The sequence below is a fragment of the Mesorhizobium sangaii genome (assembly GCF_014207355.1).
GTDB classification, from domain to species: Bacteria; Pseudomonadota; Alphaproteobacteria; order Rhizobiales; family Rhizobiaceae; genus Mesorhizobium; species Mesorhizobium sangaii.
Window position 1 is genome coordinate 208,935 of the sequence record NZ_JACHEF010000001.1, and the last position, 21,297, is coordinate 230,231.

17 protein-coding genes are annotated in these 21,297 nt (G+C 61.6%); 7 read left to right on the forward strand and 10 right to left on the reverse strand.

The features are described 5' to 3' along the window. Window positions 1–8: 8 nt before the first annotated feature. Window positions 9–1,205 carry a glycosyltransferase gene (locus tag HNQ71_RS01110; RefSeq protein ID WP_484502678.1) on the forward strand — a complete coding sequence of 399 codons (1,197 nt, stop codon included), beginning with the start codon at window positions 9–11 and terminating at the stop codon, window positions 1,203–1,205. Between the two features lie 139 nt (window positions 1,206–1,344). On the opposite strand, the gene HNQ71_RS01115 is transcribed toward HNQ71_RS01110, so the two are convergent. Beyond that, window positions 1,345–2,505: a LuxR C-terminal-related transcriptional regulator gene (locus tag HNQ71_RS01115; protein WP_184870789.1), complete on the reverse strand. Its 1,161-nt coding sequence runs from the start codon at window positions 2,503–2,505 to the stop codon at window positions 1,345–1,347. A gap of 296 nt (window positions 2,506–2,801) precedes the next feature. Here HNQ71_RS01115 and HNQ71_RS01120 point away from each other — a divergent pair, with 296 nt between their 5' ends. Further along, the gene (locus HNQ71_RS01120; protein ID WP_184870790.1) at window positions 2,802–5,966 is read left to right on the forward strand and encodes a beta strand repeat-containing protein; all 3,165 of its coding nucleotides are present in this window, start codon (window positions 2,802–2,804) and stop codon (window positions 5,964–5,966) included. A 100-nt stretch (window positions 5,967–6,066) separates the two neighbouring features. On the opposite strand, the gene rbsK is transcribed toward HNQ71_RS01120, so the two are convergent. The 3 genes from rbsK to HNQ71_RS01135 are packed head-to-tail and all read right to left on the reverse strand — an operon-like array spanning window position 6,067 to window position 8,541. Continuing rightward, window positions 6,067–6,999 (reverse strand): ribokinase, encoded by a 933-nt coding sequence (gene rbsK / locus HNQ71_RS01125; RefSeq protein WP_184870791.1) that lies wholly within the window; start codon window positions 6,997–6,999, stop codon window positions 6,067–6,069. A gap of 4 nt (window positions 7,000–7,003) precedes the next feature. Continuing rightward, on the reverse strand, window positions 7,004–7,456 hold the full coding sequence (locus HNQ71_RS01130; RefSeq protein ID WP_184870792.1) for an RbsD/FucU family protein: 453 nt from the start codon (window positions 7,454–7,456) through the stop codon (window positions 7,004–7,006). 26 nt (window positions 7,457–7,482) lie between these two features. After that, window positions 7,483–8,541 carry an ABC transporter ATP-binding protein gene (locus tag HNQ71_RS01135; protein ID WP_184870793.1) on the reverse strand — a complete coding sequence of 353 codons (1,059 nt, stop codon included), beginning with the start codon at window positions 8,539–8,541 and terminating at the stop codon, window positions 7,483–7,485. Between the two features lie 289 nt (window positions 8,542–8,830). On the opposite strand from HNQ71_RS01135, the gene HNQ71_RS01140 reads away from it, so the two are divergent. The 4 genes from HNQ71_RS01140 (at window position 8,831) to HNQ71_RS01155 (ending at window position 12,948) form a co-directional block, all read left to right on the forward strand. Then, entirely contained in the window at window positions 8,831–10,495 is a 1,665-nt protein-coding gene (locus HNQ71_RS01140; RefSeq protein ID WP_184870794.1) for a type 2 periplasmic-binding domain-containing protein, read from the forward strand. 90 nt (window positions 10,496–10,585) lie between these two features. After that, entirely contained in the window at window positions 10,586–11,707 is a 1,122-nt protein-coding gene (locus tag HNQ71_RS01145; RefSeq protein WP_184870795.1) for an ABC transporter permease subunit, read from the forward strand. A gap of 5 nt (window positions 11,708–11,712) precedes the next feature. Then, entirely contained in the window at window positions 11,713–12,630 is a 918-nt protein-coding gene (locus tag HNQ71_RS01150; RefSeq protein WP_095081274.1) for a carbohydrate ABC transporter permease, read from the forward strand. Window positions 12,631–12,633: 3 nt separating this feature from the next. Next, window positions 12,634–12,948 (forward strand): hypothetical protein, encoded by a 315-nt coding sequence (locus tag HNQ71_RS01155; RefSeq protein ID WP_184870796.1) that lies wholly within the window; start codon window positions 12,634–12,636, stop codon window positions 12,946–12,948. Here the strand turns inward: HNQ71_RS01155 and HNQ71_RS01160 are convergent. Together HNQ71_RS01160 and HNQ71_RS01165 are read right to left on the reverse strand one after the other, a co-directional pair. Next, entirely contained in the window at window positions 12,945–13,688 is a 744-nt protein-coding gene (locus tag HNQ71_RS01160) for a creatininase family protein (protein ID WP_184870797.1), read from the reverse strand. The genes HNQ71_RS01155 and HNQ71_RS01160 overlap by 4 nt on opposite strands. A 3-nt stretch (window positions 13,689–13,691) precedes the next feature. Next, window positions 13,692–14,258, reverse strand: a complete 567-nt coding sequence (locus tag HNQ71_RS01165) for an SIS domain-containing protein (RefSeq protein WP_184870798.1) — start codon at window positions 14,256–14,258, stop codon at window positions 13,692–13,694. A gap of 176 nt (window positions 14,259–14,434) precedes the next feature. Here HNQ71_RS01165 and HNQ71_RS01170 point away from each other — a divergent pair, with 176 nt between their 5' ends. After that, window positions 14,435–15,457, forward strand: coding sequence for an aldo/keto reductase (locus HNQ71_RS01170; protein ID WP_184870799.1), 1,023 nt, complete (start codon window positions 14,435–14,437; stop codon window positions 15,455–15,457). A gap of 154 nt (window positions 15,458–15,611) precedes the next feature. Here HNQ71_RS01170 and HNQ71_RS01175 read toward each other — a convergent pair whose 3' ends face one another. From HNQ71_RS01175 to clpP, 4 genes are all read right to left on the reverse strand, one after another. After that, window positions 15,612–15,884 carry an HU family DNA-binding protein gene (locus HNQ71_RS01175; RefSeq protein ID WP_023798342.1) on the reverse strand — a complete coding sequence of 91 codons (273 nt, stop codon included), beginning with the start codon at window positions 15,882–15,884 and terminating at the stop codon, window positions 15,612–15,614. Window positions 15,885–16,188: 304 nt separating this feature from the next. Further along, the gene (lon, locus tag HNQ71_RS01180; protein ID WP_184870800.1) at window positions 16,189–18,600 is read right to left on the reverse strand and encodes an endopeptidase La; all 2,412 of its coding nucleotides are present in this window, start codon (window positions 18,598–18,600) and stop codon (window positions 16,189–16,191) included. Window positions 18,601–18,906: 306 nt separating this feature from the next. After that, window positions 18,907–20,181, reverse strand: coding sequence for an ATP-dependent Clp protease ATP-binding subunit ClpX (gene clpX / locus HNQ71_RS01185; protein WP_023759839.1), 1,275 nt, complete (start codon window positions 20,179–20,181; stop codon window positions 18,907–18,909). A gap of 295 nt (window positions 20,182–20,476) precedes the next feature. Next, window positions 20,477–21,106: an ATP-dependent Clp endopeptidase proteolytic subunit ClpP gene (gene clpP, locus HNQ71_RS01190; RefSeq protein WP_095081259.1), complete on the reverse strand. Its 630-nt coding sequence runs from the start codon at window positions 21,104–21,106 to the stop codon at window positions 20,477–20,479. Between the last annotated feature and the right edge of the window lie 191 nt (window positions 21,107–21,297).

Sequence of the window (21,297 nt, forward strand, 5' to 3'; positions counted from 1 at the left end):
CCATCCTGATGCCGACGCATTCGCGCGTCGACGTCATCGGCTTGGCCATCCAGTCGGTGCTGGATCAGACCGTCGACGATTTTGAGCTCCTGGTCGTCGGCGACGGCTGCGCGCCTGGCACGGCCGAGGTGGTCGAAGCTTTTCAGGACGCCCGTATCCGCTTCTTCGATTTGCCCAAGGCGCCGAGCTATGGCTACGCCAACCGCAATATCGCGCTGCGCGAGGCCCGCGGAGACCTGATTGGCTTTGCGGCCGACGACGACCTCCTGTTTCCGGATCATCTTGAGATCCTCGCGGATGGCCTCAAAGGCGGGGCTGCCATCGCGTATAGTCAGGCGCTGTGGGTTTCCACCGATGGCATTGCGGCACCCTTCCTGACCAATCTGGAGCTGGCCGACGAGTTCAGGGTGTTCACCGAAGTCGGCAACACGATACCTGCCAGTTGCTTCCTGTATCGGCCTGATTGCCTGCCGTCGCGCGATGTCTGGCCGGAAGACGTCGCATCGGCCGGGGATTGGCAAGTGTGGCGGCGGATCATGCGCGAGAACCCGCGCAATCCCATCACCTATTGCCGCGCCCCAACCGTCCTGCATTTCAGCGCCAAATGGAAGAATTCGCGCCACTCCCAGGCGGCGCAACTGGCAGCGTTTCTCGATATCGCGGACGGAGCAGGCTGGTGGCCTTCAGCCTTGCGCGTCTGGATACCGAACGGCAGCAACGAACAATATGAGTATGCACGGCTGATGCGCGTCGACCCCGCGGCCTGGAGCGAACAGACGCGCCGTGCCGTCGGCGACCTGGTGGCGCGGCTTGCCTGGGAGGATGTCCAAACGACACGACCGTTGCTTGCAGGCGCCGAGGCCGAGAAGGCGACGCTGCAGTCTGAAATCTCGAGGCTGCACAATGAGCTGCAGTTGGCTCAGCAAGGCAATGCCGAGCTCCAGAGGGCCGCTTCGGATGCGCTCGACAAGGAAGCTGCGTTGCAGCCGGAAATCTCGAGGCTGCGCACCGAGCTCGATCTGGCTCACCAAAGCAACGTCGAGCTACGGAGCGCGGCTTCGGATGCTATCAACGAGAAGGACAAGATCGAACAAGCGCTGCAAGCATGCCAAATGCAAATTGCGGCTTTGTATCAGTCCACGAGCTGGCGCATCACCAGCCCCTTGCGCAGGATCTCCACAGGGTTGCGTTCGAAAAAGTCATAGGGCTCAAAGTCTTGAACTCAGCTTGGTCGACGGCGTCGGCGATCCGTCCGCCGGGCTGATCCTTGCCCCTTGGCCAGCAACGCACCGTTGAAGGCATCGCCCGCCCGCCAAGGCAGCGACAGTGCGTTATCGCCAACCGTCATGCGATGTCCAGGGAGACGGCATCCCGACTAAGCGGCGCGCCAATATCGGAGACAAGCTTGACGAGGTCCGCCTGCCGCGTCGTGTTGGTCTTGGCATAGATGCGGCCAAGGTGGGTCTTGATCGTGTTCTCACCGACCCCGAGCGACAGGGCACTCTTCTGCGTGGTCAGTCCGCCACCCACGGCCAGCAAAACCCGCACCTCCGCCGGCGTGAGATCGAACAGCGTCGTCAGCACCGCCTCCGAGGGCGGCGCGGCCGAGGTTGTCGTCGAGATGAAGACGGCGGCGCATGCGGGACGGAAAGTCGCGCGCGCTGTCCCCTCGGTCAGTGGCAACACATAGGCAACGGCTGGGGGCTGGCTGGCCGCGGATAAGGGCAAGCCGATGCCGCGCGCGCCAAGCGAGCCATCGGCCTGATCGGCTCCCGATATTGCTTCCAGCAGGGCGCGACCCGTTATCGGATTTTGTGCCTGGAGGATGCCGTTTCTAGAAAAGATGGGCTGCTGCGTCGAGAGCATCGCCTCTGCACGGCCGTTCGCATAAAGGATCGCGCCATCCGCGCTGGTGAGAACGACGGCGGCCGCAAGATTGTCGAGCGCCGCGCGATAGAGACTGGCGGTCACGCGCGCCTGATCGAGCAGGTCGCCGATCAGCGAAGCGCGGCGCAAATGAGGAGAAAGCAGCGCTATGAAGCGCTGCTCCTCCGCAGTGACGGCACCCCTGCTCGCGTGTGTCGTGAAGCCCACGAGGCCGATCCGATCCGAGGTGTGCACGAATTTCGTGATACAGCCCTCGCGCAATCCCTGCGGGCCAGCCCAGTTGCGGTAGAAAGGTGACTGCTGAAGTTCGGCTTCAGTCATGCTCGACAATGTCGATAGCGGTGTGTCGATGTCGCCCAAGACCACGGCCTTCAGACCTGGAATGTCCTCGAAGCCGTAGTCCTGCTGCAGGACGCGCATTTGCTCCGAATCCCAGGGCGACTGGGCCGCGAAACGTCCATATTGATCGCCGGGATCAGCCAGCGCGATGGTTGAATAGGCGGCGTCCACGGCCTCCGTGAGCCGGATCATGACGACGGTCCAGAAGTCCGAATTGAGTGCGCTGTCGTAGATGTCGCCTATGATCGACGAAAGCAACTCGTTGCTCAGCCTGCCCATTTGCCCCTCTGCCCAATAGAGCCTCCCTTTTTTGTCAGTCAGGGACACCGCACGCCCCTGCCTATACCAGCATGGCCCTGAAAAGCTCAACGCAAGCCGAAGGATTTCTGATGCCTCATTCTTTCGGGTGACGACATTGCAACACGCCAGGCCTAGTGGGCGGCGCAAGGCAGGTTCCAGAGCGCCAATTCAAGTGCTCTAGCCCTGAGTAGCGTCGGATTCCAGGACTGCATCCAGGCGCAAGGACTCAGGAAAACGTCTGCTTCAATTGAGAATCTGTTTTGACGGGGGTCAGCATGTCGGTTTGGAATAGTCTTGCAGGCGGCGCGTGGTTCACCGCCTCAAATTGGACCGGCGGCGTACCCGACGCAATTGGTGCTACAGCCGATTTCAGCAGTCTCGCCGGTGCCAGCCTCACGCATCACATCGACCTGGCGGTTCAAGGTCCATTCACGGTCGGCACCTTGAATCTGGCGAGTTCCGCCATCGAGAATTACAGCCTCGAAAACGGCACGCTCATCATGAACAAGGCGGGCGGTGCGCTCATCAGTGTAACGTCGACCGGCATTCCACAGGCAAGCGCTCTGGCGTCGTCGCTGACGCTGCAGCTCAATGCGGCAACGTCGATCGGCACAATCGGAGGCAACACGACCCTCGACGTCCAGGCGCAGATTACCGGAACAGGGCTCCTAACCAAATCCGGCGTCGGCACCCTGAAGCTGTCTGATGCGACCAACAACTGGTCGGGCGGAACGCAGATCAATCAAGGCATGGTTTCGTTTGGCGCCGCTGCGTTCGGAACGGGAGACATCACGTTCGCCGGCGACAGTGTGTTCCGGTCTACAGGCGCCACGACGCTTGCCAACGATCTGGTCGAACTCGCCGGCGTTTCAACATCTATCAGGGCACTGACGGGCACGTCACTTTCGTTGACCGGTACCTTCGCGGCGCTCGGCGGCGCCGGGACCACCGTGCATTTCGGCAGTGCGACGGATAAGGGAACGATTTACTTTGGCTCAAGCAGCATCACCGCCAATGATGCGGGCTCGCTTGCCATTGACGGCGGCACGCTGAGAGCGGGCGCGGCGTTCGCGTCCTTCACCAACGGGCTGGCCAACACCAATATCGCGGCCGGAGCGGTTCTCGACGCCAATGGCTTCTATCTGGAACTGAACCATCTGACCGGGGCGGGCGTGATCTCCAACAACGGCGCTTCCGATGTTGTCGCAAACGTCTATGAAGCCGGCAGCTCCACCTTCTCGGGCGTTTTCGCGAATAGCTTGAGCCATATAGGGTTAAACAAGATCGGCACCGGGACCCTGACATTGTCAGGCGCCAATACTTACTCCGGCACGACCACTGTCGCGATCGGAACATTACGGGCGGGAGCCGACCACGCCTTCAGCGCCACGAGTGTCGTCGACGTAAAAGCTGGCGCGACGCTCAATATCAGCGCTTTCGACCAAACCATCGCCGGACTGACCGGCAACGGCGAGGTCCGGGCCGATACTTTTGGATTGGCCACACTGACGACAAGTGTAAGCCTGGGCGGCGTGGAGGAGTTTGCGGGCGTAATCTCGAACGGCTCGACGGTGTTTGGCGAGCTCAACCTGATAAAAAGCGGCGTGGGAACCCAGGTTCTGTCAGGCCAGAACACCTACACGGGCCAGACCACAATAATTGCGGGAACATTGGCGCTGTCCGGGTCGGGTTCGATTGCCGATTCATCCGGACTGGCGATTTCCGCAGGGGCCAGTTTCGTGCTCGGCGGGCTGTCGGGAAACAGCGCGTCGGTACAGACATTGGCGAATGCCGGCACCGTCAGCTTCGGCGGAACGACGTTGCATCTGGTCGATCAGTCAGCCGCCCTGGGAGGCACATATATAGGGTCGGGCTTAACCGATGGTCTTCACATCGACCTCGATGCGACAGTGTTGAATTTCAGCCTTTCGACCGCAACCTTCACCAACTGGGCAGATTCTACTGACCAAATCGCCATCGTTGGCAATGGCCTTGCCAATACGATTACCGGGTCGTCCCATGCCGATACCATTGGTGGCGGCGTCGGCAACGACGTGCTGATCGGCGGAGGTGGCGAGGACAATCTGAATGGTGGCGACGGTTCGGATACGGCCTCTTATGCAAATGCCGCCGCGGGCGTCATTGCGAACCTCTCAAATCACAAGGTCAATACCGGTGACGCCGACGGCGACAGCTATACCCTCATCGAAAACCTGACCGGATCGAGCCATGCGGACCAGCTCTACGGCAACGATGCCGCCAATATTCTGGACGGCGGCATCGGCGCCGACATCATGAGCGGCGCTCAAGGCAGCGACTCGTACTACGTCGATAATGCGGGCGATATCGTCAGTGAGAGCACCGCTGGTGCCGACGGCACCGACACCGTCAACGGTTATGTCTCGATCAACCTCGGCGATGGCAACCACTTCACGGGCAACATCGAGGACGTCGCACTGCGCAGTGCGGCCTCGATCAACGCCACCGGCAATAGCCTGGCCAACATCATCACCGGCAATTCCGGCAACAACATCATCGACGGCAAAGGCGGCGCCGACACGATGAGCGGAGCGCAAGGCGACGATACCTATTATGTCGACAATGCCGGCGATCAGGTCAGTGAAAGCACGGTCGGCGCCAACGGCACCGATACCGTCAACGGCTACATCTCGATCAACCTCAGCGACGGCAACCACTTCACGGGCAATATCGAGAACGTCACGCTGCTCGGTGCGACTTCGATCAACGCCACCGGCAACAGCCTGGCCAACGCGCTGACCGGCAACTCCGGCGTCAACACGCTGACCGGCCTTGGCGGCAACGACACGCTGGATGGCAAGGAAGGCGCCGACACCATGCAAGGCGGCATCGGCAACGACACCTACTATGTCGACAATGCCGGCGACCATGTCGTCGAGCTCAACGGCCAGGGCACCGACAACGTCCAGGCCTTCGTCTCCTTCAATCTCTCCGGCCAGGAGTTGGAGAACCTGGCGCTGCGCAGTGCGGCCTCCATCAACGGCACTGGCAACTCCATTGCCAATGTCATCACCGGCAATTCGGGCGCCAACGTCATCAACGGCCTTCTGGGCAACGACACGCTGTCCGGCAGCACCGGCAACGACAGTTTCGTCTTCACCACGGCGCTCAACGCGTCGACCAATGTCGACCACATCACCGACTTCTCAGTGGTCGAAGACACCATCCACGTCGACAATGCCATCTTCACAGCGCTTGGCGGCAACGGTACGCTGACTGCCGACCAGTTCGTCAAGAACACAACCGGCCTTGCCGGCGACGGCAACGACCACATCATCTACGAGACGGATACCGGCTGGCTCTATTATGACAGCAACGGCAGTGCCGCTGGCGGCTCAACCCATTTCGCCACGCTTGCCGCAAACCTCGCGCTGACAAACGCCGATTTCGTGGTGATTTAGCCCAGATAGATTCTACCGCTCGCACAGCCACGTGATCTCGGCTGTGAATGATCGTGCACCGGATAAAGATCGAGCACAGACGGTCGCCAACACAAGGCTATCAGGTCGCCTGCGCCAGCAGCGCCTCGACCTCCTGCAGCGTCGGCATGGACGGCGCGGTGCCGGGCCGCGTCACTGAAATACCGGCAACGGCGCAGGCGAAACGCACCGCCTGCAGCGGCTCGACACCTCGCGACAGCGAGGCGGCGAGGCCACCGTTGAAGGCGTCGCCCGCCCCCGTGGTCTCGACAACCGGCCCCGCACTGACGACGGGAACGTGCTCGGAGCGGTTCTTGGAGTGCAAAAGCGCGCCCTTGTCACCAAGCGTGACGATGACCGTGCCGACGCCCTTTTCGATCAGGCTTGCGGCAGCGGCGCGCGCCTCATCGATCGAGGAGACCTTCATCCCGGTCAATTCCTCCGTCTCCGTCTCGTTGGGCGTGAGATAGTCGCACAGCGTGTAGATGCGGTCGGGAAGTTTTGCCGCCGGGGCCGGGTTGAGGATGGTCGTCACCCCTGCCCCGCGCGCTATTTCCAGCGCCCGCAGCGCGGCATCGATCGGCTGTTCGAGCTGGGTGACGAAGACGCCGGCGCTGCTGATCAGCCCGGCATTGGCTTCGATGTCGGCCGGCGAAATCATCATCGCGGCGCCGGGACTGACGATGATGGCGTTGTTGCCGGTCGTCTCCTCGACAAAGATGTAGGCGGCGCCGGTATAGCTTTCCGGCGTGTCGATGACCGCATCCTTGACGCCCGCGCCGGCCCAGGTCTGCCTCGCCATGTCGGCGAAGGGATCGACACCGAGGCGGGTGAGGAAGGTGACGTCGGCGCCGAGCTTACCGGCGGCGACCGCCTGGTTCGAGCCCTTGCCGCCCGGCCCCAGCTTGAACGAGTTGCCGAGGATCGTCTCGCCCATGCGTGGCTGGCGATCGGCGCGATAGGCAGTGTCGGCGACGAACACACCAAGGATGACGACAGGCTTGCCCGAGGCCATGCCGCTACTCCGCATCCGGCGGCACAACGCCCTTGCGGAAGGCGAAGCAGCCATAGAAGCGGCGCTCACCGGTCTGGATGACGCAATAGGCCTGCTTGGCGCGCTCGTAGAAAGCGTAGCGCTCGACGGCGATCATCGGCCACGATTTGCCTTCCGCCTTGTCGATTTCCTTCTGCACTTCCTTCTGCACGGGCGGGATCTCGTCCGGTTTGCCGACGATCTCCATGCGCGCCGCCGCATCGTCGACGAACGTATCCAGGGGGTAGAGCGACAGCACGGCCTTGACCACGTCGGCGGCCGGCGCATCGATGCGTAGCAGGCGGCCTAGCGCGGTCTGGCGCGCCACCGAATCGGCTGGAAAGTTGGTGTCGGCGATGATCAAATCATCGCCATGGCCCATCGCCCGCAATGCCTGCAGCACATCGGCATTGAGCAGCGGATCGATCCCTTTGAGCATAATATTCCTCGTAATGGCGTTGAAGATCAGAGACGCTTGCCGGTCTCGGCGTCGAAGAGATGGATCTGGTCGAGCCGCGGCTTCAGGGTGAGCATGTCGCCGGGCTTGAAGTCGTGGCGTTCGCGAAACAGCGCCACCATCTCACCGTCGCCGAAGCGCAGGAACACCAGCGTTTCCGAGCCGGTCGGCTCGACCACCGAAATCTTCGCCGGCACGCCATCGGGATGGATCTCGAGGTGTTCCGGCCGCACGCCGTAGACGACGGCCTGCCCGTCCTGCGCGGCATTGTCCGACGCGATCGGGAACAGTGAGCCTGATATCTCGACGCCGGCCTTACCGCCCTTGCGCATGGTGCCCTTAAGCAGGTTCATCGAAGGCGAGCCGATGAAGCCGGCGACGAAAAGATTGGCAGGCCGGTCGAACAGTTCCAGCGGTGCGCCGACCTGCTCGATGCGGCCGTCGCGCATGACGACGATCTTGTCGGCCATGGTCATGGCCTCGATCTGGTCGTGGGTGACGTAGATGGTGGTGGTCTTCAGCCGCTGGTGCAATTCCTTGATCTCGGTGCGCATCTGCACGCGCAGCTTGGCGTCGAGATTGGACAGCGGCTCGTCGAACAGGAACACCTGCGGGTTGCGCACAATGGCGCGGCCCATCGCCACGCGCTGGCGCTGGCCGCCGGAGAGCTGCCGGGGATAACGCTTCAGGTAGGGGTTGAGGTCGAGGATGTCGGCGGCGCGCTTGACTCGCTCGGCCACCACCGCCGGATCGGTTTTCCGCAGCTTGAGGGCAAAGGCCATGTTCTGCTCGACCGTCTTGTGCGGATAGAGCGCGTAGTTCTGGAACACCATGGCGATGTCGCGCTTGGCCGGCGGCAAATGATTGACGATGCGGTCGCCGATGGCGATCGTGCCCCCGGAGACGGTCTCCAGCCCGGCCACCATCCTGAGCAGCGTGGACTTGCCGCAACCCGAAGGACCGACCAGCACCACGAACTGTCCGTCGGCAATGTCGACGCTGACTTCGTGCAGGACCTTGACGGTTCCGAAGGCCTTGGCCACCTTGCTGATTGCGACTTGCGCCATATCTCCCCCATCGGCTCCTCTGGCCGTGAGCGCAGAAGCTAACCAACGCGACCGGTCAGGGCAAGTCAGTCTCTTATAGATAAAAATCTGCCCTCGTTGACACGGCGTTTGGTTGTGAGAATAGTGACGGGTGCTGGTCCAAAGTCGGAACCAGATCCGCAATCGGAGCTTCAATCGAAGCAGGGTGGGGTCCTGCTAATTCGTTTCCGAACCGGACGTATCGCTGGCGCTCCAGCGTCCGACAGAATGGCCACATCCATTCACACTGATTTTCTGGGAGGAATAGTCGATGAGAACAGGTCTTTACGAAAAACTGGTTCGTGCCGGCGCCACAAGGCGTGACATCTTGAAGGGCGCGGCCGGTATGGCCGCCCTTTCGGCGGCATCCAGCGCCGGTCTCGGCGCATTGACGCGTCCAGCATCCGCCGCCGATGATCTGCGCGCGCAAATCCTGCAGGTTCCGGGCGTCGGCAAGGGTCAGCCAACCGACGCCGATTTCCAGAAGGTCGGCGAGATGTGCCTTGGCGCCACCAAGGCCAGCGTCAAGCAGGGCGAGTTTGCCGGCGTGCAGCTCACCTTCATGGGTCTCAACAACCAGAACCTGCACAATGTGCTGTACCGCGGTTTCCTGAAGGCGTGGGAAGACTATACAGGAGCCAAGTTCACCTGGATCGACCTGGCACAGGCCGACTATGGCGCCCGCCTGCAGCAATCGATCGCCACCGGTACCGTCGACTTTGACGTCATCGAGATGGGCGCGCCGTTCGAAGGCGACGTCTGCGGCAAGGGGTTGGCCTCCGAGATGCCGGACTGGGTCAAGAAGCAGATCGATATGGACGATCTCGTCAACTATCTGAAGCCACCTGTCGGCACCTGGGATGGCAAGCAGTACCGCGTGACCGTCGACGGCGACGCGCACAACTTCAACTACCGCACCGACGTCTTCTCCGACAAGGACCTCGCCGATGCCTGGAAAGCTGCGGGCAATTCAACACCGTGGGGCGTGCCGACCACCTGGCAGCAGGTGCAGGCGGTGACCAAGTTCCTCAAGGGCCAGAAATTCAAGGGCCAGGACGTTTATGGCTATCTCGACGCGCCCAAGCCGTGGGGTGGCTTCGGCTTCTATTTCCTCGGCAGCCGCGCCACTGCCTATGCCAAGCATCCAGATGACAAGGCCTGGCTGTTCGATGCCGACACAATGAAGCCGCGCATCAACAATCCAGCCTGGGTGCGCGCTATCCAGGATGTGATCGACGCGCTGCCTTTCGAACCGGCCGACCAGATCAACGCCGATCCCAACACGACTGGTTTCAGCCAATTCCTCGCTGGCACCGGCTCGATGATTCCGTGGTGGGGCGACATCGGCTCCAACGCCAAGACCAACGATTCCTCGGTCATCGGCGATACGGTCGGCTTCTCGATCCTGCCCGGCTCGGACGACGTCTACAATTCAAAGACCGGTAAGTGGGACAAACTTGCCAGCGGCCCGAACTTTTCGCCGAACTGCGCCTATCTTGGCTGGGGCGTTTATGTCATGGCTCGCGTCGACAGCGACGAAAAGAAGAAAAGGGCGGCCTGGTCCGCTGCCGCCCATCTCGGCGGCAAGGACCTGTCGCTCTGGTGCGCGGCGTATCCGTCGGGGTTCCAGCCTTACCGCAATAGCCATTTCAACATTCCGGAATGGGTTGCGGCGGGTTACGACGAGGCGTTCATCACCTCGTATCTCAAGTCGGAAGCCGACAGCTACAACCATCCGAACGCGGCGATCGAGCCACGCATCCCCGGCATCTTCCAGTATTACAGCGCTGCCGAGGACATTCTGGCCAACACCTTCGCCGGCAAGATGAAGGCACAGGAAGGCGCCGATGCCATTGCTGCGGCCTGGGAGAAGCTGACTGACCAGATTGGCCGCGAAAAGCAGATCAAGCTCTACAAGGCCTCGCTCGGCATGTAGGCTGATACTATAGTGAACCAGGGTCCGGCGGCGCAAAGCCGCCGGACCCTGACCGGCCGGCAAAGGGCCTTCTGTGAACGGACGGGACGCGTGGCTAACCAGACTTTGCCCACCAATGCGTGGCCGGCGGACGCCGCCCCTTACGATCTGATTTCACCGAGCCGCAAACGCCTGGGCTGGGCTTTGATGGCTGCTGCAACTTTCGGGCTGCTGGCGGTGATCGCGCTGGAGATCCTGTACAAGACCGACGCCGACACTGTCGGCTTCGACACCTGGCGTCCGGTCGTCTACGCCTATGTGTTGTGGGGCGTGGCGCTCGGCATCGGCCAGGTGCTGACACGCGGCGAGGACGGCCAGCGTGCCTTGTTCCTGCTGCCGGCGCTGTTGTTCACCATTGCCATGGTGATCTTCCCGACGCTGTTCGGTTTCTACATCGCGCTCACCGACTGGAACCTCAGTTCCTTCAGCGGCCGCAAGTTCAACGGGCTCGCCAATTTCTGGCAGATGCTGGGCGATCCCTACTACCGCAACGCGCTGCTCAACATGGTCCTCTATGTGCTGGCGGTGTCTGTCGAATATGTGATTGCCTTTGGCCTGGCACTGTTGCTCAACGCGCAGATCCGCGCCCGCAAATTCTTCCGCGTCGTCTTCCTGATGCCGCTGATGCTGTCGCCAGTCGCGGTGTCGTGGATGATTGGCAAATCGCTGATGGAGTACCGCTTCGGACCGGCCGCGACGCTGGCACGCTATCTCGGCTGGGAAAATCCCGCCTTCTTCTCCGATCCGATCACGGCGCGTATCTCGATCATGGTGCTGGACGCCTGGACCTTCATCCCGTTCATGATGATCATGCTACTGGCCGGCCTGCAGGCCATGTCGCGCGAGGTGCTGGAAGCCGCGCGGGTCGACGGCGCGAATGCGTGGCAGACCTTCTGGCAGGTCACCTTCCCGCTGATGCTGCCGGTGTCGGTGACGGCAGTGATCCTGCGCATCATCTTCAAGCTGAAGCTCGCCGACATCATCATCACGGTGACGTCGGGCGGACCGGGCGGCGCCACCGATTCAGTATCGAGCTTCATCTACCGCGAATATCGCGACCGCTCGAATGTCGGCTACGGAACCATGCTGGCGATGGTGTACCTGATCATCATCGTCGTATTCGTCACGTGGCTGCTGAAGTTTGCCAGTCGTTTCGTCCGCAATGTGAATTGAGCCAGATGAGCGTCCAGACCACCGAATACGTTGCCTCAGAGATTCGCTCGCCGGCGAGCTTCGTCGCCAGCCGCGTTTTCATCTATGGGGCGCTTGTCTTTTGGGCCTTCATCTGCCTGTTCCCGATCTATTGGACCATCACGACTTCGTTCAAGACAGCGGTCGATGTCACCCAGGGCCACCTCATCCCCTTCGTCGACTTCCAGCCGGACTGGAAGGGCTGGCGCTCGCTCGGCCTGTCGCCGGATTCGATCTTCCAGACCTCGACGGTGCGCGAGGAATTCCTCAAACGCTTCATGAATTCGGTGATCACCTCGGTCGGCGCATCGAGCCTCGCCATTATCATCGGCAGCCTCGCCGCCTACGGGCTTACCCGTTACCGCTACCATTTCGCCTGGTTCAAGAACGAGGACATCTCGTTCTTCTTCCTGTCGCAGCTGATCCTGCCGCCGGTGGTGCTGGCTTTGCCCTTCCTGGTGCTCTACCGGGAAGTCGGCCTGCTCGACACGCGCGTCGGACTGATCCTGCTCTACACGCTGATGGTGCTGCCGATCGTCATCTGGATCATGCGCGACCAGTTCAATTCCATTCCCGTCGAGCTCGAGGAGGCGGCGCTCGTCGACGGGCTGTCGATCTGGGGAGCGTTCTTCCGCATCGTCATGCCGATCGCGCTGCCGGGCATGGTCGCTGCCTTCATCCTGGCGATGGTGCTGTGCTGGAACGAGTACTTCTTCGCTGCCCTTTTGACCTCGACCGACGCCAAGACAATTCCGGTCATGGTGGCGAGCCAGACCGGCTCGCAAGGCATCAACTGGTGGTCGATGGCAGCGCTGGCCACTGCGGCAATTGCGCCATTGGCCGTCATCGGCATCGCGCTCGAGCGCTATCTGATCATGGGCATGACCGCAGGCGCAGTGAAATAGGCGATGGCTGCCAAATACTGGTTCGCGCGCAACATCCGCGTTGGCCACAAGGGCTACGACCGCTACGGCAAGGGCGTCATGCCGATCGCATGGCAGGGACGCGCCGTCATCGCCGGCTTTGTGGTGGCGATGGTGGGAGGCGGCCTGTCGATGCTGCTGATCGTGCTCTACACCAGGACATTTCCGCTCGGCATCGCATTGTTTGCCATCCTTGCCATAGCCGGCGGCGGCACCTTCATCTGGGCCGTCGCAACCAAAAGCGATCCAGACAAGTCGATCGCCGTCTATCGGGCGGAGCGGCAGAAAATCGGCGGTTAGCCCCTCAGGATCGCGCGCAAATGATCCATGATCATGGCGACGCCCTTTTTCCCGAGCTCGGCCGAAGCGTCCTTGGCGGTCGCCGTGTACCAGCTCTTGTTGTCTTCGAAGTGACTGGCATCGACAGCCTCCGGGCATAGCGCCAGCATCAGCGACGTCTCGCCGATGCCGGCATGGTCGAACGGGTACTTGCCGTTCATGGCCGCCGACATAAGCGGATGCACCTGCACCCAGTTGAAGAAATTGCCGCCCTCGGCGTGCTGGGCATAATAGTTGGCCATCGCTTCCGAGCCCCACCAGCCCTCGCCGCGCTCCTTTTCGAGGAAGCGGAAGATCGCCTGCCGGCCGGCGGTCTTGAAGGCGAGATCGGTCGGCATGCCGGCGGCGAAATTCTCGGTCTGGTGGTGGATGATGGCGTGGATGTTGCGAAAGCCGATGCGCAGCAGGCTGTAGAACAGCTCTTCGCCGAACGGCGCCAGTTGATTGCCGCCGACCTGCACCGAGCCGCTGCCTTCGGGCGCCGCCACGGCGTAACTTGCCGCACCGTAGTAGAAGGGCGGCAGGATGACGATGTCGCGCTCCTTTTCGAACAGCTCCAGCGTCTTGATGACGGCCAGCGTGTCCATGCCGACGGCCATGTGCTCGCCATGGTATTCGAGCACGCCGAGCGGCAACGCGACCGGCCAGTTCTCGGCGACCGCTTTGCGGATCTGGTGCGGCAGCATCAGTTCGTAGCGCATGATCTATTCCATGTTGGTATGGCGGGCGCGCATCGCTTCCGGCGACGCGCCGATCAATTCCCTGAGCTTCAGCACCATCACCTCGAACAGCAGGAACAGCGCCCCTTCGAACACCGAGCCCATCGGCAGCACCGACGTTTTTTGGGTCCCCTGATCGTTGGCCATGGTCTGCGCGGGAATGAGCAGCGTGAAATCGGCTTGTCTTGCCGCACTGCTTTCGGCCTGGGCAGTCAGCAGCAGGTTGGTTGCGCCGGCACCGTGCGCGACCTGCATAAGGGTGAGCACGGTCGAGGTTTCTCCCGGCCCTGAACTGGCCAGGAAGACATCGCCGGGCCCCAGCGGCGGCGTGTTCATGTCGCCGACCACCGAGACCGGAAGGCCGAGATGATAGAGCCGCATGGCAAAGCCCTTGACCTGCAAGGCCTCGCGGCCGCAGCCATAGACGACGATCTGTTTTGCCAATGCCAGCATCTTGCAGGCGGCGTCGATGCGGCTGCCGTCGACGCGTGCCAGCACGCTGCCGAGTTCGCCAAGCGCGGTCTTGAATGGATTTTCGCTGTTGTCGGTCACGGCGAACCTGGCATCGAAATCATCCCGGAGATTGTCGCTCTTGCTTCGACGAACAGCTTGATTTCGCTCATGCTAGCAACCGCGAAAATGCGTGTCCAACGGTCCGCGACGCTTTTGCCGAGCCACAGGCATGATAGTGTCATGTCAGACAAATCAAGTGAGGCAGACAGCAGCATATGAAGACACGGCACTTCGACCGCATCGGCAATGGCGGCATCCCTTTTACCGAACTCGGCTTCGGCACCGCGCCGCTCGGCAATCTCTACCGTGCCGTCTCGGACGAGGACGCCAACGCCACGCTGGAGGCTGCCTGGGCGACCGGCTGCCGCTATTACGACACCGCGCCGCTCTACGGGCTCGGCCTGTCGGAAACGCGGCTCAATCCATTCCTGCGCTCGAAGAAGCGCGATGACTATGTGCTGTCGAGCAAGGTCGGCCGCATCATGCGCGCCTGCCCGCCGGAACAGCGCACCGCCATCGGCAAGTTCTTCGACACGCCGTCGCGCCGCGAGGTTTACGACTACAGCTATGAGGGCGTCATGCGTTCGTTCGAAGCCTCGCTCGAGCGCCTCGGCGTTGACCGCATCGACATCCTCTTCGTGCACGATGTCGACATCTTCACCCACGGCAGCAAGGAAGCGTCCGACCGGCGCATCGAGGAGTTCATGCGCTCGGGCTATTACGGGCTGCTGTCCCTCCGCGACCAGGGCGTGATCAAGGCGTTCGGCGGCGGCATCAACGAGTGGCAGGTTGCCCAGACGCTGGCCGAGCGCGGCGATTTCGACCTGTTCCTGCTTGCCGGGCGCTATACGCTGCTCGAACAGGAGGCGCTGGCGTCCTTCCTGCCGCTCTGCCAGGCGCGCGGCATCGGCATCGTGCTGGGCGGACCCTATAACTCCGGTATTCTGGCGACCGGGCCAAAGCCCGGCGCGTACTACAACTACTCCGAGGCGCCACAGGATATCATGGAGCGCGTCGCCCGCATCGAATCCGTATGCAAGCGCCACGGCGTGCGGCTGATCGAGGCTGCCCTGCAATTCCCGCTTCTGCACCCTTCGGTGGTCTCGGTGATCCCCGGTGGCCAGCGGCCGAGCGAAGTCGAGAGCAACCGTTCGTTGCTCGATGCGAAACTGCCGGCGGCGCTCTGGGCCGATCTCAAGCAGGAAGGCCTGATGCTTGCCGAGGCCCCGACCGCATAGTTTGCTTCGGACGCACGCCACCGCTGTGTCTCGGGCACAAAAAAAGAAAGCCGGGCAAGCCCGGCTTTTCTGGTCGCGTGTACCGGCGTCGGGCACAAAAAATGAAAAGCCGGGCTAGCCCGGCTTTTCAGGTCTCTGAAAAGAAAAAAGTCGCTTAGTTGACCGCGTCCTTGAGGCCCTTGCCGGCCGAGAACTTCGGCACGGTACGCGCCGGGATCTGGACTTCGGCGCCTGTCTGCGGGTTGCGGCCCGTCGAAGCCGCACGCTTTGACACGGTGAAATTGCCAAAGCCGACAAGCCGGACATCGCCGCCCTTCTTCAGTTCGCCGGTGATCACGGAAAACACCGCGTCGACCGCCGACTGTGCGTCACCCTTCGAAATGCTCGCGGCGTCGGCGACAGCGGACACCAGTTCGTTCTTGTTCATAAAAATTCCCTTCCATGAGAACACCGGAACTTACGACTCATCCGGCAGGAAACGGACTTTAGAAAGAAGCGCTCCCGCAACCAAGTCGAAATGCCCAAGAAAAAGCGGAAAAAGCCCGGAATTCCGGGGTTTTTCACATGAAAAAGCCGGGCGCGAAGCCCGGCTCTCTGTTTGTGCACTGCAACCTTAGCGAAAACTTACGCACGGCCCCGAAAACCGTAGCCGGTTTTCGGGAAGGACCATGCGCAAGTCTTATGCGTCAGAGCGTCCTTTGCGCGTCCAGGTGGCCGCGCGCCGCTCCGCTCTAATGTGCAAGCGTCTTGCCGGCATCGTCCGCGGTGTCGGTCGTCGCCGGCGGATTGACAGGTTCGACCCACTCGATCGGCTCCGGCATCCGCACCAGCGCGTGGCGCAACACCTCACCGACCCGCGAGACCGGAATGATTTCCATGCCGTTCTTCACATTGTCCGGAATCTCCGCCAGGTCCTTGGCGTTGTCTTCCGGGATCAGCACCTTCTTGATGCCGCCGCGCAATGCGGCAAGCAGCTTCTCCTTGAGGCCACCGATCGGCAGCACCCTGCCGCGCAGCGTGATTTCGCCGGTCATCGCCACATCGGCCTTGATCGGAATGCCGGTCAAGACAGAGATGATCGCGGTCGCCATCGCCACGCCGGCCGACGGTCCATCCTTGGGCGTCGCACCTTCCGGCACGTGCACGTGGATGTCGCGCTTGTCGAACAGCGGCGGCTCGATGCCGAAATCGATGGCGCGCGAGCGGACATAGGAGGCCGCCGCTGAAATCGATTCCTTCATCACGTCGCGCAGGTTGCCGGTCACCGTCATGCGGCCCTTGCCGGGCATCATCACGCCTTCGACCGTCAGCAGCTCGCCGCCGACTTCCGTCCAGGCAAGCCCGGTAACGACACCGACCTGATCGTCAGCCTCGACCTGGCCGAAGCGGAAGCGCGGAACACCGAGGTAGTCGGCGAGGTTCGCCGCCGTGATGTTGACCGTCTTCTTCTTCGTCTTCAGGATCTCGGTCACCGCCTTGCGCCCGAGCTTCATCAGCTCGCGCTCCAGACTTCTGACGCCCGCTTCACGGGTGTAGGTCTGGATGATGGCGCGGATCGCGTCCTCGCCGACGGAGAACTCCTTCGGCTGCAGGGCATGGTCGCGCACCACCTTCGGCATCAGGTGCCGCTTGGCGATTTCGATCTTCTCGTCCTCGGTGTAGCCGGCGATACGGATGATCTCCATGCGGTCCATCAAGGGCGCAGGGATGTTCAGCGTGTTCGCCGTCGTCACGAACATCACGCTCGACAGGTCGTATTCGACCTCGAGGTAATGGTCCATGAACGTCGAGTTCTGTTCGGGATCGAGCACCTCGAGCAACGCCGACGACGGATCGCCACGGAAGTCCTGGCCCATCTTGTCGATCTCGTCGAGCAGGAAGAGCGGGTTGGACTTCTTCGCCTTCTTCATCGACTGGATGACCTTGCCGGGCATCGAGCCGATATAGGTGCGCCGATGGCCACGGATCTCGGCCTCGTCACGCACGCCGCCGAGCGCCATGCGGATGAATTCGCGACCGGTCGCCTTGGCGATCGACTTGCCGAGCGAGGTCTTGCCGACGCCGGGAGGGCCGACGAGGCACAGGATCGGCCCCTTCAGCTTCTTCTGGCGGCTTTGCACGGCAAGGTACTCGACGATGCGGTCCTTGACCTTGTCGAGGCCGAAATGATCGGTGTCGAGCACATTCTGCGCGAAAGCCAGGTCCTGCTTGACCTTGGAGTTCTTGCCCCACGGGATCGACAGGATCCAGTCGAGATAGTTGCGCACGACGGTCGATTCCGCCGACATCGGCGACATCGTCCGGAGCTTCTTCAACTCGGCTTCCGCCTTTTCGCGGGCCTCCTTGGAAAGCTTGGTCTTCTTGATGCGCGCCTCGATCTCGGCAGCCTCGTCGCGGCCGTCCTCGCCTTCGCCGAGCTCCTTCTGGATCGCCTTCATCTGCTCGTTGAGGTAGTATTCGCGCTGTGTCTTCTCCATCTGGCGCTTGACGCGCGAACGGATGCGCTTCTCCACCTGCAGGACGGAGATTTCGGCTTCCATGAAGCCCATCGCCTTTTCCAGCCGCTCCTTGACCGAGAGCGTGGCCAGCATTTCCTGCTTTTCAGGAATCTTGATGGCCAGATGCGAAGCGACCGTGTCGGCGAGCTTGGAATAGTCGTCGATCTGGCTGGCGGCACCCACCACTTCTGGCGAGATCTTCTTGTTCAGCTTGACGTAGTTCTCGAAGTCGGTGACCACCGAGCGAGCCAGCGCCTCAACCTCGACCTCTTCCTCTTCCGGCTCGACCAGCGCCGTGGCGCGGGCCTCGTGGAAGTCGGGGCGGTCGGTGAACGAGACGATTTTCGCGCGCGAGGCGCCTTCGACCAGAACCTTGACGGTGCCGTCGGGCAGCTTCAGCAATTGCAGCACATTGGCGAGCGTGCCGATGTCGAAGATGGCATCGGGCTCGGGATCGTCGTCGGCGGCATTCATCTGGGTGGCAAGCAGGATCTGCTTCTCCTGACCCATCACCTCTTCCAGCGCCTTGATCGACTTTTCACGCCCGACGAAGAGCGGAACGATCATGTGCGGGAACACCACGATGTCGCGCAGTGGGAGGACTGCGAAGACGCCGTCGCTGGGAGCCTTGGATATTTTGGCCATTGTCCAACCTTTCATGTCGCGGCCGCCAATCAGCCAACCGCGAATCTCATATTAACGACCGGGGATCGTTCCGCCTACCACCGTTTATGACGGGAGTTTTACAGCACAGAAATCGGGCACCTCGGCCTTCTCCAGTTAGTTGGATGCACGATCCACAAAGATCAAGGGGCCCGCACAAATCCGCTCCTCCAACTTGCCCGCAAGTGACAGATTTGCGACGGCAACACCGGGCGCAGCCGCAAAAACCTGCGTGACAGCAAAACGGCGCCTTGCGGCGCCGTTTCAAAATTCTGCTGTGGGCTCATGTCAGGCGCTGACATTGCCCTTCTTTTCCTTCTGCTCGGAGTAGATATAGAGCGGCCGGGCACTGCCGGTAACCACCTCTTCCGAAATAACTACTTCACGTACGCCTTCGAGCGCGGGAAGTTCGAACATCGTGTCGAGCAGGATCGCTTCCATGATCGAGCGCAGGCCGCGCGCCCCGGTCTTGCGCTCGATGGCGCGCTTGGCGATCGCCGACAGGGCGTTCTCGTGGAAGGTCAGGTCGACATTCTCCATCTCGAACAGCCGCTGATACTGCTTGACCAGCGCGTTCTTCGGCTCGGTCAGGATCTGGATCAGCGCCGGCTCGTCGAGGTCCTCCAAGGTCGCCAGGACCGGCAGACGGCCGACAAATTCGGGGATAAGACCGAATTTCAAGAGATCCTCGGGCTCGACCAGGCGGAAGACATCGCCAGTGCGGCGATCCTCGGGCGAAGCGACGATGGCGCCGAAGCCGATCGAAGTCTTTCTGCCGCGATCCGAGATGATCTTGTCCAGCCCTGCGAAGGCGCCGCCGCAGATGAACAGGATGTTGGCGGTGTCGACCTGCAGGAATTCCTGCTGCGGGTGCTTCCTGCCGCCCTGCGGCGGCACGGAGGCGACGGTGCCTTCCATGATCTTCAGCAGCGCCTGCTGCACGCCCTCGCCCGACACGTCGCGGGTGATGGAGGGATTGTCGGACTTGCGCGAAATCTTGTCGATCTCGTCGATGTAGACGATGCCGCGCTGTGCCCTCTCGACATTGTAGTCGGCCGACTGCAGCAGCTTGAGGATGATGTTTTCGACATCCTCGCCGACATAACCGGCCTCGGTCAGCGTCGTGGCATCAGCCATGGTGAAGGGCACGTCGATGATGCGGGCCAGCGTCTGGGCCAGCAGCGTCTTGCCGCAACCGGTCGGGCCGATCAGCAGGATGTTCGACTTGGCCAGCTCGACATCGTTGTTCTTGCCGGCATGCGCGAGGCGCTTGTAGTGGTTGTGGACCGCCACCGACAGCACGCGCTTGGCGTAGGGCTGGCCGATGACATAGTCGTCGAGAACCTTGAGGATCTCCTGCGGTGTCGGCACGCCCTCGCGCGACTTCACCATCGAGGTCTTGTTCTCCTCGCGGATGATGTCCATGCAGAGCTCGACGCACTCGTCGCAGATGAAGACCGTCGGACCGGCGATCAGCTTGCGCACTTCGTGCTGGCTTTTGCCGCAAAACGAGCAGTAGAGCGTATTCTTGGAATCGCCGCTGTTGTTGCCGACCTTGCTCATTTTCATGTCCTTTCATGGCCGCCCGCCGATGGTCTGGCTGAAAGGGCGCATACTCTCATCTATCGCGGGAATCCGCCGCCGCCAGTGTCCGGCTCTTGCAACGCATTCCGTACGAAACACAAATCAGAAAACGTGGCAATGATTCGCGACAGCCCCGCATAAAGCTAAGCCGCCGAAACTCAACATAGCCTTAACGTAGGCAATCCTGGCCCCCGAGGGAACAGCCAATTGTGGCCGAAATGCCGCAAGATGCGCCAAAAGCGCGTTATGCCGTCATCCAACTGCCAACTAGCCCTTATGCCACAGCGCCTTCGACCGGCTCACGCGACGAAATGACCTTGTCGATGAGGCCGAAATCCCTGGCTTCGTCGGCGGTCATGAAATGGTCGCGGTCGAGCGTCTTTTCGATCTCTTCGTAGCTCTTGCCGGTGTGCTTGACGTAAACCTCATTGAGGCGGCGCTTCAGCTTGATGATGTCCTGGGCATGACGCTCGATGTCGGACGCCTGGCCCTGGAAGCCGCCGGACGGCTGGTGAACCATGATGCGGGCGTTCGGCGTGGCGAAGCGCATGTCCTTGTGGCCGGCGGTCAAAAGCAGCGAACCCATCGAGGCCGCCTGGCCAATGCAGAGCGTCGATACGGCCGGCTTGATGAACTGCATGGTGTCGTAGATCGCCATGCCCGAGGTGACGACGCCGCCCGGCGAATTGATATAGAGGTTGATTTCCTTCTTCGGATTCTCGGCTTCGAGGAACAGGAGCTGCGCGCAGACCAGCGTCGCCATGCCGTCCTCGACCGGACCGGTGATGAAAATGATGCGCTCCTTGAGGAGGCGCGAGAAAATGTCGTAGGCCCGCTCGCCGCGATTGGTCTGTTCGACCACCATCGGAACGAGGTTCATGTAGGTTTCGACGGGGTTCTTCATTCGTTATCTCTTATCTCGCGGTGGGATTCCGGCGCCGGGAAGGCAGGCAGATCGGGCAGAATCGGTTCTGGATCGTCATTCCGTAAATAGGATGCCGGCTCATCCTTGTGCAAGGCCGACCCGTCCTAGCCATCTGGGTAAGTCGAATCAAGGTTATTCACGGGATTCATCGACCCGTGTCGTCATCGTTC

Excerpts from the sequence above, each read along its gene's own strand:
- clpX (WP_023759839.1), bottom strand. The coding sequence starts at position 20,181 with ATGAGCAAGGTCGGCAACAACAGCGGCGATTCCAAGAATACGCTCTAC.
- HNQ71_RS01150 (WP_095081274.1), top strand. The coding sequence starts at position 11,713 with ATGAGCGTCCAGACCACCGAATACGTTGCCTCAGAGATTCGCTCGCCG.
- HNQ71_RS01135 (WP_184870793.1), bottom strand. The coding sequence starts at position 8,541 with ATGGCGCAAGTCGCAATCAGCAAGGTGGCCAAGGCCTTCGGAACCGTC.
- HNQ71_RS01175 (WP_023798342.1), bottom strand. The coding sequence starts at position 15,884 with ATGAACAAGAACGAACTGGTGTCCGCTGTCGCCGACGCCGCGAGCATT.
- HNQ71_RS01160 (WP_184870797.1), bottom strand. The coding sequence starts at position 13,688 with ATGCGCTACGAACTGATGCTGCCGCACCAGATCCGCAAAGCGGTCGCC.
- HNQ71_RS01115 (WP_184870789.1), bottom strand. The coding sequence starts at position 2,505 with ATGGGCAGGCTGAGCAACGAGTTGCTTTCGTCGATCATAGGCGACATC.
- HNQ71_RS01120 (WP_184870790.1), top strand. The coding sequence starts at position 2,802 with ATGTCGGTTTGGAATAGTCTTGCAGGCGGCGCGTGGTTCACCGCCTCA.
- HNQ71_RS01155 (WP_184870796.1), top strand. The coding sequence starts at position 12,634 with ATGGCTGCCAAATACTGGTTCGCGCGCAACATCCGCGTTGGCCACAAG.
- HNQ71_RS01110 (WP_484502678.1), top strand. The coding sequence starts at position 9 with ATGCCGACGCATTCGCGCGTCGACGTCATCGGCTTGGCCATCCAGTCG.
- clpP (WP_095081259.1), bottom strand. The coding sequence starts at position 21,106 with ATGAAGAACCCCGTCGAAACCTACATGAACCTCGTTCCGATGGTGGTC.
- rbsK (WP_184870791.1), bottom strand. The coding sequence starts at position 6,999 with ATGGCCTCGGGCAAGCCTGTCGTCATCCTTGGTGTGTTCGTCGCCGAC.
- lon (WP_184870800.1), bottom strand. The coding sequence starts at position 18,600 with ATGGCCAAAATATCCAAGGCTCCCAGCGACGGCGTCTTCGCAGTCCTC.
- HNQ71_RS01130 (WP_184870792.1), bottom strand. The coding sequence starts at position 7,456 with ATGCTCAAAGGGATCGATCCGCTGCTCAATGCCGATGTGCTGCAGGCA.
- HNQ71_RS01140 (WP_184870794.1), top strand. The coding sequence starts at position 8,831 with ATGAGAACAGGTCTTTACGAAAAACTGGTTCGTGCCGGCGCCACAAGG.
- HNQ71_RS01170 (WP_184870799.1), top strand. The coding sequence starts at position 14,435 with ATGAAGACACGGCACTTCGACCGCATCGGCAATGGCGGCATCCCTTTT.